At 38.3% G+C, this 11,806-nt stretch carries 11 protein-coding genes; 3 read left to right on the top strand and 8 right to left on the bottom strand.

Annotated elements, in window-relative coordinates:
* Positions 1 to 4: 4 nt before the first annotated feature.
* Both AC0L8O_RS25180 and AC0L8O_RS25175 read left to right on the top strand, forming a co-directional pair.
* On the top strand, positions 5 to 1,639 hold the full coding sequence (locus AC0L8O_RS25180; RefSeq protein WP_473446015.1) for an alkaline phosphatase: 1,635 nt from the start codon (positions 5 to 7) through the stop codon (positions 1,637 to 1,639).
* 176 nt (positions 1,640 to 1,815) lie between these two features.
* Entirely contained in the window at positions 1,816 to 2,250 is a 435-nt protein-coding gene (locus tag AC0L8O_RS25175) for a VOC family protein (RefSeq protein ID WP_473446014.1), read from the top strand.
* Positions 2,251 to 2,364: 114 nt separating this feature from the next.
* On the opposite strand, the gene AC0L8O_RS25170 is transcribed toward AC0L8O_RS25175, so the two are convergent.
* The 4 genes from AC0L8O_RS25170 to AC0L8O_RS25155 all read right to left on the bottom strand — a co-directional run bounded on the left by AC0L8O_RS25170 (position 2,365) and on the right by AC0L8O_RS25155 (position 5,171).
* On the bottom strand, positions 2,365 to 2,604 hold the full coding sequence (locus AC0L8O_RS25170; protein WP_473446013.1) for a hypothetical protein: 240 nt from the start codon (positions 2,602 to 2,604) through the stop codon (positions 2,365 to 2,367).
* Entirely contained in the window at positions 2,601 to 3,107 is a 507-nt protein-coding gene (locus AC0L8O_RS25165; protein ID WP_473446012.1) for a hypothetical protein, read from the bottom strand. Before AC0L8O_RS25165 ends, AC0L8O_RS25170 begins: the two co-directional genes overlap by 4 nt.
* A 79-nt stretch (positions 3,108 to 3,186) precedes the next feature.
* The gene (locus AC0L8O_RS25160) at positions 3,187 to 3,381 is read right to left on the bottom strand and encodes an IDEAL domain-containing protein (protein ID WP_026559705.1); all 195 of its coding nucleotides are present in this window, start codon (positions 3,379 to 3,381) and stop codon (positions 3,187 to 3,189) included.
* A 311-nt stretch (positions 3,382 to 3,692) separates the two neighbouring features.
* On the bottom strand, positions 3,693 to 5,171 hold the full coding sequence (locus tag AC0L8O_RS25155; protein ID WP_473446011.1) for a SulP family inorganic anion transporter: 1,479 nt from the start codon (positions 5,169 to 5,171) through the stop codon (positions 3,693 to 3,695).
* Positions 5,172 to 5,593: 422 nt separating this feature from the next.
* Between AC0L8O_RS25155 and AC0L8O_RS25150 the strand changes: the two genes are divergently transcribed.
* Complete coding sequence (locus AC0L8O_RS25150) at positions 5,594 to 6,223, top strand: helix-turn-helix domain-containing protein (RefSeq protein ID WP_473446010.1); 630 nt, start codon at positions 5,594 to 5,596, stop codon at positions 6,221 to 6,223.
* Between the two features lie 520 nt (positions 6,224 to 6,743).
* On the opposite strand, the gene AC0L8O_RS25145 is transcribed toward AC0L8O_RS25150, so the two are convergent.
* The 4 genes from AC0L8O_RS25145 to AC0L8O_RS25130 all read right to left on the bottom strand — a co-directional run bounded on the left by AC0L8O_RS25145 (position 6,744) and on the right by AC0L8O_RS25130 (position 11,753).
* On the bottom strand, positions 6,744 to 7,919 hold the full coding sequence (locus AC0L8O_RS25145; protein WP_473446009.1) for a PDZ domain-containing protein: 1,176 nt from the start codon (positions 7,917 to 7,919) through the stop codon (positions 6,744 to 6,746).
* An 81-nt stretch (positions 7,920 to 8,000) separates the two neighbouring features.
* Positions 8,001 to 8,348 carry a swarming motility protein SwrAA gene (locus tag AC0L8O_RS25140; protein WP_473446008.1) on the bottom strand — a complete coding sequence of 116 codons (348 nt, stop codon included), beginning with the start codon at positions 8,346 to 8,348 and terminating at the stop codon, positions 8,001 to 8,003.
* Between the two features lie 243 nt (positions 8,349 to 8,591).
* Positions 8,592 to 10,055, bottom strand: coding sequence for a S41 family peptidase (locus AC0L8O_RS25135; protein WP_473446007.1), 1,464 nt, complete (start codon positions 10,053 to 10,055; stop codon positions 8,592 to 8,594).
* Between the two features lie 354 nt (positions 10,056 to 10,409).
* Entirely contained in the window at positions 10,410 to 11,753 is a 1,344-nt protein-coding gene (locus AC0L8O_RS25130) for a murein hydrolase activator EnvC family protein (protein ID WP_473446006.1), read from the bottom strand.
* Between the last annotated feature and the right edge of the window lie 53 nt (positions 11,754 to 11,806).

Raw genomic sequence — 11,806 nt, 5'->3', positions numbered from 1 at the left:
ATTCATGAAATTAAACAAAAAAGTCGTTGGAATTACTCTTGCAAGTACATTAGCACTCGGTTCACTCGGTTTCTCTTCAGCTAACGAAAAAGTTGAAGCAAAAAAAGATTCTCAAAAGGCAAAAAACGTCATTGTCCTTGTGATGGATGGTGTTAGTTCCAGTACAACAACTCTTGCAAGATGGTATAAAGGACAACCGCTTGCGATGGATGAGATTTTAACTGGTGGTGTTCGTACATATTCAGCAGAGTCTGCAATCACTGACTCAGCACCGGCAGGAACAGCCATGGCAACAGGCAATAAATCAAATGATAAATTTGTTGGCGTACTCCCTGAGAAAGTGGCCAATCCCGGAGTTGATCCTGACTTAGCAGATAATCCTTACAAACCTGTTGCAAATGTCTTGGAAGGGGCAAAAATAAGCGGAAAAGCAACAGGAATTGTCTCAACATCTGAAATTCAGCACGCTACACCTGCTGCATTTTCTTCACATGCAGCACACAGAAGTGACTATGATAATATTGCCGAGCAGCAAGTATACCAGGATATGGATGTTGTCCTAGGCGGCGGTAAAAATTCTTTATTAGCTGAAAACCGTAAAGACGGCGAAAACCTGTTAGAAGTCATTGACAATAAAGGGTATGATCTTGTTGAAACACGTGATGAGCTATTAAAATCAAAATCAAGCAAACTATGGGGATCATTCGCACCAGCTGCACTTGCTTATGATATGGATCGTGAACAAACAAATCCAGATGAACCAACACTTGCTGAAATGACGAAAAAGGCCATTTCAACTCTTTCCAAAGATAAAGACGGATTCTTCTTATTTGTCGAAGGAAGCAAACCTGATTGGGCTGCACATGCAAACGATCCGATCGGCATGATCAGTGATACTCTTTCATTTGACGCAGCTGTAAAAGAAGCACTTGATTTTGCGAAAAAGAATAAGAATACGATGATTGTTGCCGTATCTGATCATGGTAACAGCGGAATTTCCATTGGAAACCAAAATACAAGCGGATCTTACCCTTCTATCCCCGTTTCTACTTATATTGATCCACTGAAAGAAGCTGAAATGACGCTGGAAGGTGCATTAAAGCAACTAAAATCTGATAAATCAAATGTGTTGGAAGTTGCCGCATTATACGGAATTGACAATCCTACACAAGAAGAAACAAAAGCGATTCAACAATCAAAGGATTTAGGTAAAACACTTGTACAACTACTTGCAAATCGTGCTAACATCGGCTTTACAACAGGCGGTCATACTGGTGAAGATTTATTCCTGTATTCATATGGACCTGGAAGTCCAACAGGATTGGTCGAGAATACTGAGATTGCCCATACTGCTGCTAAAGCAATGGGATTTGACTTAAAGAAATTAGATAACCAAGTATTTGTAAATGCAGAAGCTGAATTCAAGAGAATCGGTGCAAAAGTAAAAGTAGATTCATCTGATGCAAATAACCCTGTATTAGTTGTAACAAAAGGAAAAACAAACGCTCAGTTCCCTGTTAATAAAAACGTGTTAATTCTGAATGGAAAAGACATTGACTTAGACACTGTTACTGTTCAAAGTAATGGAGAAATCTATGTATCAAAAGAAGCAATTCAACTTGTGAAAAAAGGGAAATAATAATGATGTAAACCTCATCCATACGATGAGGTTTTTTCATCGTTACATTCCGATTATTGAAAAATGAAAACCCTATTAACTGTGTTAACATATGAATTAGGTATACATCATGACAAGCTAGAAGAAAATGATGAAATAAGGAATTTCAATCAACTAATAAAGGGAGTGCATTCATAATGGTAGGAGTAGAAATTGATTTAGTTGTGACAGATAGTTTAAAAGCATTGGAATTATACGAAAAGATATTTGAAATCGAACGTGTAGAGGTTTCAGATTTACCAAAAGGTACAAATGAAGCCGTTTTTACCCTTTACGGTGTACGCTTTCACATGTTGGATGAAAATCCGGAATTTCAATTGGTTGCACCAACCCAAGATGACCCTAAAACAATTTGGTTTAACGTCACTGTCCCTGATATTAAGGAAACCTATACAAAGGCAATGAGTTTGGGATGTACGGAGATTCAACCGGTTACTGACAACCCTGATTACGGATTGTCAAATGCAATCTTTATGGACTCTTTTGGCTATGTATGGATGCTTCACCAAATTCATAAAGTAGTGAGTCATGAAGAGCGTATACGAATTTGGCAGGAAAAAAGAGATCATTAATTTTGGGTTCATAAAATATTGGTGCTTTAGCTAGAACGTAAACCAAGAAACTCGCCAAGGCGAGTTTTTGTTTTTTATATGCCAATATAGATGTCATTTCGGCCTTCTTTCTCCTTACTTTCTATATCTCCTAATAACCTCAATCACAATCCCAACAACAAGGAACACAACAGCCACCTTACTTGCTGTACCAATTGCCGGATGGCCGCTTTGTTCCACCATAATTGCGATAAATGCCCATATAAAAGTTAGGGAATATGCAATGTCATGTTGTGTTAACGTAAATATGACTCCAAGGATGGCACCGACAATCAGCATGATAATCGCCCACACTTGTTCATCTAAACCAATCAATCGTTCAATACCATTCGCCTCAAAAATAACGAATACATTGACGATAGTGGCAACTGAAATCCAGCCAATATATACAGAAAAGGAAACCTCATATACCAAGTTGAATGAGGTAACCGTTGAATATTCTTGTAAATAATGATCAAAGTAAGCAAAATCCCTAACATGATAAAAATTGATACATTAAAGTACTCATTTTGAAACACAATAACCCATGAGCTATTAAGAATGGCATTTATAAAGAACCAAACACCAATTTTCCGATCATTTTCTTTTTGCTCATCATTTACAAAAAACTGACGAATGACCCATACTGTCAGCAGAAAATAAATCAATCCCCATATAGCAAACGCATAACCTGCAGGTGTAAAGAGTGTAAACACCTTGTCTGATACTTCCCCAGTTGTTTGACCGCCAATTGGCAATGCATTGGCTAAGTAATTCACTGCTAAAACAATTAGTAATCCCATTACATTTAAAATGGCATATAACGGAAAACGATTCAATCGGGTTCCACCTTTCAAAGATGAGTGGCTTCCTTCCATCTTGATACGTTGATTATATTTTGGTTTTTCTCTTTACATACTAAGAAATATTCTTCAACTTTTCCGTTAATCTTAGGAATTCACTCTTGTTTTTATCTTGTAAGGATTGGTCAATTTTCTGTTGAATTTTCTTTTTTCGAAAATCTAGTAAAGCCTTTTCCAATACGATTTCAGCAGATATAGAATCTATGATTGTGACATCAGGCTGTTGTGAACGAAATAAATCCTTTTTCATAAAAAACAACTCCTTGATCTTTTTTCTATTTATATTAACCAGATTTAATAATCCGAAACATTTAAGTGAGATAAAGAGTTTGCCATCTTCATAACATGTTTAAGCATGCCCAATTTGGGGAATCATTTTTTTATTATTAGCTCCCTTCGTAATGATAGCTCTGATTTGGTTTTTTACTAAAATCAAGTTAACTACGATTGTGGGGCTCATCCTTTTTAAGAGGATTTTTTCCTTTTCTTATAAGCATTATTAGCCTTTAAAAAAAGAACATCAATAGATTAGATGTTCTTCTTAAAAAATTTTGCAATTTATTAATGATTCGTTACTTTACTAAGACCGCCCGGCTTATTATGAACAGATATTTTTTCTAAAAGCTTACTGCTTTCCGTATTTACACCAATTAAATTAACTTTCACACCATGTTGACGGTATTTTAAAACGATTTTATCAATGGCACCAACTGCCGAATCATCCCACAAATGTGCATTTGTTAAATCTAAATCAACTTCTTTTACATTTTCTTTGTAATCAAAGCTTTCCACAAAGTCAGTAACAGAAGCAAAGAATAGTTGACCCGTCACCCGGTATATCTTTTTATCAGATTGACCTGAAGATAAGGTTTTAATCTTCACTTTAGATATTTTAGCCGCAAAGAAGATCGCACTTAAAATAATGCCAACAAGAACACCTTTTGATAAATCATGTGTCATAATCACCGTCATAACGGTCACAACCATTACTAATGTATCCGTTAAAGGTACCTTATGCAGAGTTTTTAATGCTGACCAATCAAATGTACCGATTGATACCATAATCATAACCCCTACAAGGGCTGCCATTGGAATTTGAACAAGAACGTCATTTAACAGCAGGATTAACACCATTAAGAAAGCTCCTGCCACAAATGTTGATAAACGTCCTCTACCACCTGATTTTACATTAATTACAGATTGGCCGATCATCGCGCAGCCAGCCATACCACCAAAGAAACCTGAGACGATATTGGCAATCCCCTGCCCACGCGCTTCTTTGTTTTTGTCACTTCCTGTATCTGTCATATCATCGACAATTTGAGCTGTTAGTAAAGACTCAACCAACCCAACAATGGCAATCGATATAGAATAAGGGAAAATAATTTGTAACGTCTCAAAGTTTAATGGAATATCAGGAAGTAAAAAAATTGGCAACGTTTGTGATAACTCCCCCATATCCCCTACAGTCCTAACGTTACTTCCAGTCATAACCGCGATAAGACTAATGACAATGATCGCAACCAATGGAGATGGAACAGCTTTTGTGAAACGCGGCAAAATATAAATAATCGCAAGCGCTCCTGCTACCATCGCAAACATCGGCCATGATTCTCCTACAAAATGAGGCAATTGTGCTGTAAAAATTAGAATAGCCAGCGCATTGACAAAACCCGTCATAACGGAACGAGGCACAAATTTCATTAGCCTTCCTAACTTTAATATACCCATGATGATTTGAATAACTCCAGTCAAAATAGTGGCTGCAAGTAAATATTGCAATCCATAATCAGCAACTAATGTCGTCATCAACAAAGCTGTTGCACCTGTTGCAGCCGAAATCATTCCGGGACGTCCCCCAACAAATGCTATAGTCACAGCAATACAAAACGACGCATACAAACCAATCATAGGGTCTACACCCGCAATGATTGAGAAAGCAATAGCCTCAGGAATTAGTGCTAGTGCCACCACAATACCTGCTAAAACATCACCTTTAATATTTCCAAACCAAGAATATTTAATTGTACTTACATCCAAAAAAGATCCTCTCCCTTTTCATTTTTTTATATAAGTTCATGACTTTCAACTCTCCTGAAAGTCGGGGCCGTTGTTAACAAATTGCATTATAAACGATTTTGGATGCTTTGTGAAGTTTAATGTGGGTCGGGGATGGGTCGGGGATGGGTCGGGGGTGGGTCGGGGGGACAGGTTCCTTGTCCCAAATAAAAAATCGGGACGAGGTACCTGTCCCCCTGTCCCGATTTATAATTGAAATTAATAAGTGCCATTAAATTGACATATAATAAAAAAAAGGAAGAATCAAGTTAGGATAAAAAATTACGAACGTTTGCCAGTGCCGCCTATGTCTCTTGTTACATCTTTTCTTTCATCTTTTGTCACGTTTAGCACCTCTCTTATTTTGTTAAGCATATCTTGTCCACGTTTAGGAGGCGATATACATGAACATGAGGAAAAAAACCAATGCCGATCATTCTAAAGTTGTGTATATGGGCTTTGGCGACAATGACACAACAGACACAGAGGGTACACTGGAAGATGATGGGTTTGTATATGTGAAAGTAGGGTTCAAAAAAGAGAATTTTGAAAAGCTGCAAGCCTATACGACATATGCCAATGTGGAAGCTAAAATGGATAAAATAAATGTTGAGTATACCCCGGAAGATTTTATCAAGGGGGCAACCATGTATTTTATTGATTCTATGCTGGACAACATTGATGCACATAAACCCAAAGAAATAACCAGGAAATTGTATGAATCTCTTCCTGAGTTTCTTCCCATTTTAAATGAGGCAGCCAAAAAACTAGGGAATACGCCAAAGGAAAATGTTGAACCGCTCATTCATTATCAGGATGGCTTGATTAAAAATAACATGAAGAAAATAATGAAAGAACGAAAAATGACTCAGAAGGAACTTTCAGAAATGACAGGCATTGATAAAAGTAATTTATCCATTTATATGAATAATAAATCACAACCATCTATCGAATTCTTTCTTAGAATTTGGCATGCTCTTGATTATCCTCCACTCAACGAAATCTTATATAGAGAAAAATCTCGTGATGCTTAAGCATATCTTTTTTGGCATGAGAGTTGAAAATTTTTAACTTTTATTAAAAATTTTCAAAAAAGGAGCATAAGACATGCACTAAGCTCAATATCCTATATCATAACTGCCAAAGTTTATGGTTATTACGATTGGGAAGACAGGTCTACTTTTTCTGCGATGACAAAAAGACACTCGCATAAGGGTTGACGGTCTTAGCCTCTCATAAGGGAGGTGTAACTGATGGATATGAATACAGCAATGTTTATGATAGCATTAGTGACTTTAATCGTCCTATTAATTGAGAAAACAAAAGAGTAATTCACCCTGCTGTTGGCGACAGGGGTGAATTACTCTCAAGTATAAAACCTTATTACTGCGAATCGCAATTGAATAGATAACCGTAGTGTTGGCGCACTGCGGTTATTTTTCATTATATGTGTGAGGTAAATAATTATTCTTTTCACCTTTACTTTTATGGATACTGCGACTATTTTTTAAATCACTTTAAGTGCATTCCGTTACATTATGCGCATTTACACAATTATACGGCTTCGTCTTCCCACTTCTTATGGTCCTGTACAAATAATATTCCTAATTCATGGTGCTCTCCGTCATATAATGCGCGTTGGTCAAAGCGGATTTCACCGTTGAAGCCAATGACTTCCAGCTTGCAGAATGCGCCGTTTTTTTGTAATGCTTGGTAAAACTCGTCGACGGTGTGAACAGAGTATCCGTTTACTTTCATGATGATTTCGCCTACCTTGAGATTCATCTTTTCTGCTGGAGATTGTGGCAGAATCCCTAATATCATTAAGCCATGATCTCGTTTTGAAAAATAAAAAGCAGCAGAAGCATCATTCATTCGTTGACGAATGGTAATGAATTCACGACCTACCATCGCAATACCTACAGCGATAAATGCTAGCGGTGTCCACCAAATACTGCCGGCAGCTAGTACAAGCGTAATTACACCGAGCCACATAACCCGCTGTCCTGTTGTGGTTATGCTCTCTTGCGGCAATGAACCTTGAACACGTTGGCTAAATCCTAAGAAAAAGGGAATCACCAGTAATAAAAAGGGCTCACCATTAATGGATAAAACCGGCCACCATGTTAAAGAGGAAGTTAAATCTCCACCAGGAACTAGCATGAGAAGCGGCAGCATCCATGTTCGATTTGCCTGATGGATACCGATCGGCAATCCTCTTGTGCTCGTTTTTAAAAAAGGAGATGTATGCTGATGTGCTGTACGCATCACCAATATGCCCTCAGCAACAAGCAATACTCCTGCTAAAATACTAAGAGAAGCAAGGCTTGTCCCGGAAAAGCCCACAAAAAAAGACTCAAATCGGTCCGGCATGAACGCAACAGCCAATAATGTTAGCCCGATTGTAAAGGCAGCCGACAACCATCTTAGCTGAAGTGTAAAACTCAGCACCGCTGTAATGATGGCCAAAATAACAACTGTTCCAAACGGAAGACTCAGACCAAGCGCGAAAATCACGATCGAGACAAACAGTCCTATCAAAAGTCCCTTTGTATACGTAAACTTCATTTCATCATATATATCCTGTACACGAATATGAAAAGAACTTCTCTCACGCTTAATACGGAGCATGCCATACATGAATGAAATAAGAAAAAATAAATAAAATAGCGGATGGATAAAAAAGCGACCAATTGCCCACAGCAACTCTAGTAACCAATTTTCAACCAAAACAGAATCCCACCTTACTGTTTCTACCCGTTTCTACTAGGTTACTCATATTTTACCATCTCAAGGTATAATTGAGTATGCTTATTTTAAGTTCTCCCAGAGACTGCTGTTCGAAAGCGAAAAATCACGAAAGTTTTGCTCTTCTTCCATTCCCAGTAAATCCACAATCACTTTCATCGACTTTTTAATATCACTTAAAGAAAGTGACAAACGCTTATGATTTTGCAGCAAGTATTGAAAATACTCCTTTACACAGTCCTCATCAATTTGTTCCACCTTTTTAATGGACGTGTAGTTTGCCACATACATGCTAAATAGCCTAATCGGCTTACTTGGGCTCGAATGAAACAGCTGTGCCGCACTGCTTTCGGTTAATTGTGTAAAAATCTCCTGATAAACCTGCTCCTTTTGAAAGCTTGAATTTCTCATTAACATAAAACCTCCCAAATTTACCCGACTATAAGAAAAGCGCAAGCGCCCTGATCAGCCTAGCGATTTGGAATAGAAAGTGCTCTTACCCTTCAATTCCAAATTGGCTTATCACCTCGAGGGACTAGGCGCTGGAGCTAGACACTGTAGAATATGTTCTACTATATAAGTTCGGAAACACTTGAATTTTTACGTCCTTAAATGAAAAATAAGAACTAGCATCAGCCAGTTCTTATTCCACCCTTATTTAAAAAGAGCTTTAATCGCCATCTTCAGTTGTAAATCATTTTCTTCTTTTTCTCTTTGCTCCAATACTTTTTGATTCAGCGTATTAGCTGTTTGTTGGTCAATTTTTCCGCTAATTGGAAGTTCATTTGTTTGTTGAAAAGCTTTTACAGCAGTTTCCGTTCCTTTACTAAAATACCCATCTTCCCGTTCTGGTTCAAAACCTAATCCTTTTAACGCAACTTGTGCCGTTTTGACCTGTTCATTGTTCATATCAGGTACTAGTGGTTTTTCAATTTGGAGTGGGCTGGCTTGGTACAATTCCGGTTGCTCTACTTTTATTGTCGGCTCGACTCCTTTTTTGTGAATCCAATTGCCTTCCGGTGTTAGCCATTTGTAGAGCGTTAATTTAATGTTACTTCCATCCCCCATCGGAACGGCCTGCTGAACGGTTCCTTTTCCAAACGAAGTAACACCAACAATGTCATACCCTGACGCTTCTTTTAACGCACCTGCAAGGATTTCAGAAGCCGATGCACTTCCTTTATCAATCAATACTGTTACCGGATACTCTTTTTTCTTAGAAAGTGTTGAGAAATAGCGCTTTTTATCACCATTTCGCTCCTCAATCTGAATGTATGGAGAATCCTTTGTTACAAACTGCTTTAAAATTTCCTCAACGCTTTGTAAGTATCCGCCCGGATTTCCTCGAACATCTAAAACTAGACCTTCAATGTTTTCCTTTTCAAGCTTAGATAAAGTGTTTTTGAAATCTTCTGCCGTGTTTTCTGAGAAAGATGTAACCTCAATATACCCAACCTTTTTGCCTTCATAATCTTTTGTTGAACCAAACACTGTTTCAAGTGGGATTTCATCGCGAACAACATCAAACGTTAGTTTTTCTCTTGAGTTTGGACGAAGCACCTCAATGGCTACCTTTGTTCCCTTTTTGCCGCGAATTTTCAAGACAGTTTGATGAAGATCTAAGCCCTCAACGTTTTCTCCATTAATACTGATAATCTGATCATTTGGTTGTAGACCTGCTTTTTCCGCCGGTGATCCTTTAAAAGGTGACACAATCGTTACTTTGCCATTATTCATCCCAACCTCTGCACCGATTCCTTCAAATGAAGAATCAAGTGATTGAGAGAATTGCTTAGCTGTTTCTTTATCCATATACACAGAGTAAGGATCATCCAATGTAGAAAGCATGCCCTGTATCGCACCCTCTAAAAGTTCTTCCTGATCCACTTCCTCCACATATTTTGTTGAAATTAATTCTAGTGCTTGCTGAAACTTTTCATAGCCTTCAATTTCGGTAGCTTGTTTTTCTTCTTCAGCTTGAAACACGTTTCCAAAGGTTGGGACTGCCTCAACCTCTTGTGTTGATTTGTCCTCTGTTAATTCCATTCCTACATACATACCACCAGCGCCAACTATTAAGGCTAGGGTCATCAACATTGCTGTGATTTTCTGATTCATCTTTTACCTCCTATTTCCAACGTCGCCAGGTTATGTCATTCCTAATTTTTTTAGACTATTTTAGTATATGACAAGCTTGGCCAAATCATGTAAGGCAATTGAGAGGGGATTTTTTGAGTGGATTGTAAGGGAAGGGGTGTGACATTCGAGCTGAATGTTTGCTTGATGGAAAAGGCGTTTTCGGTTGCTTTCAATTGTTTTCTTCTCAATAACTTCAGGTTAATTCTCACTTGTTTTGTCCTTCATCTACCAACACCCCCGAAAAACCGCCCCTATTCACAGAGTTCCCACCAATTCCAAACACAAAAAACCTCCTAAAACAACGTGTTTTAGGAGGTTTTAATCCGGGTAATGTTATGGTAAATAGTTTAATGGGTTTACAGAACTTGCTGATCCGTTCCATGCACCTTTATGAATTTCAAAGTGTAAATGCTGTCCTGTTGAACGGCCTGTGTTCCCCATGATTCCAATTTGTTGGCCTTTTGATACAGATTGTCCCGAACTTACCATCAGTCTTTCTTGGTGTGCGTAAACAGTTGTAAAGACTTGTCCATTTATTCTATGAGAGATGTACACGACATTCCCAAAGCTGCTGGAGTAGTTTGCACGAATAACGGTTCCACTTGCAGCAGCAACGATTGGTACATCTGCACTGTTGGCGATATCAATACCGCCATGAAGTTTTCTTCCGCCTGTTACAGGGTGCTCACGGTAACCATATCCTGACGTAAATGTTCCGGATGCCGGCCACATGAACGAACCACTGCTTACAGCTGGTTTTTGAGATGATGCTGAATTACTACTGCTACTGCTGCTTGAGCTTGATGATGACGAAGAAGATGACGAGCTTGACTTCGCCGCTGCTGCTGCCGCAGCTGCCTCTGCTTCAGCTCTTTTCTTAGCTTCTGCTGCTGCTCGTGCCGCTTCTTCACGTTGACGTTTTTCTTCTGCTTCAATTGCACGTTTTTGCTCTGCTAGGAAGGCTGCTTCATCTTCCAACTCGTGCATTTCATGAAGGGCATCATCTTGTTTCTGCATAACTTGTGACATTAATTCTTCTTTTTTCTTCTTTTGGACAGCTAATTGCTTTTTAAGAGATTCTAATTCTGTTAAAGCTGTCTCTAATTCTTTTAGCTTACTATTTAGATCTGCCTCTGATTGCTCTAAAAGCTGTTTATCAGCTTCATGTGCTTTAATAATTTCACGATCAGCTTCTACAATGGTTGATACAGCACTTACACGACCTACAAAGTCTCCAAAGTCCTGAGCACCAAGAAGCACATCTAAATAGCTAATCATTCCACCCGTTTCTTGAAGTGCACGTGCTCGATCTTCAAGTAACTTATTGCGCTCTTCGATACGCGCCTTTACTTCAGCAATCTGTATTTTTAGCTCTTCGATTTGCTTTTGCGTTTCCTTTATTTTTTCTTCTTGCTCTCTAATTTTCCCATTTGTTTCTGAGTATTGAGTGTCAATTTTTTGAATCTCCGAATCAATATTTGCCTGTTGGCCTTTTAGTTCATTGATTTCATTTTCTTTTTCATTTAAGCTTGATGACACATCTGATTGTTTGCTTTCAATTTCCTGCTTCTTTTCCTGTAGTGTTTCTGCAAGGGCGAGGTGGTTATTCGGAAGCAACAACCCGCTTGTCCCAACTACAGCAGCCAAGCTATACGCAACTAGCTTTCTTTTCATCATTCATCCTCCCCCATAGTTATGTAAAAACTAGTAAACTAGCAATTAAGAAATTG

The organism is Metabacillus sp. KJ11-3 (assembly GCF_055808295.1).
This window is presented reverse-complemented; position numbering and strand designations above follow the sequence as displayed.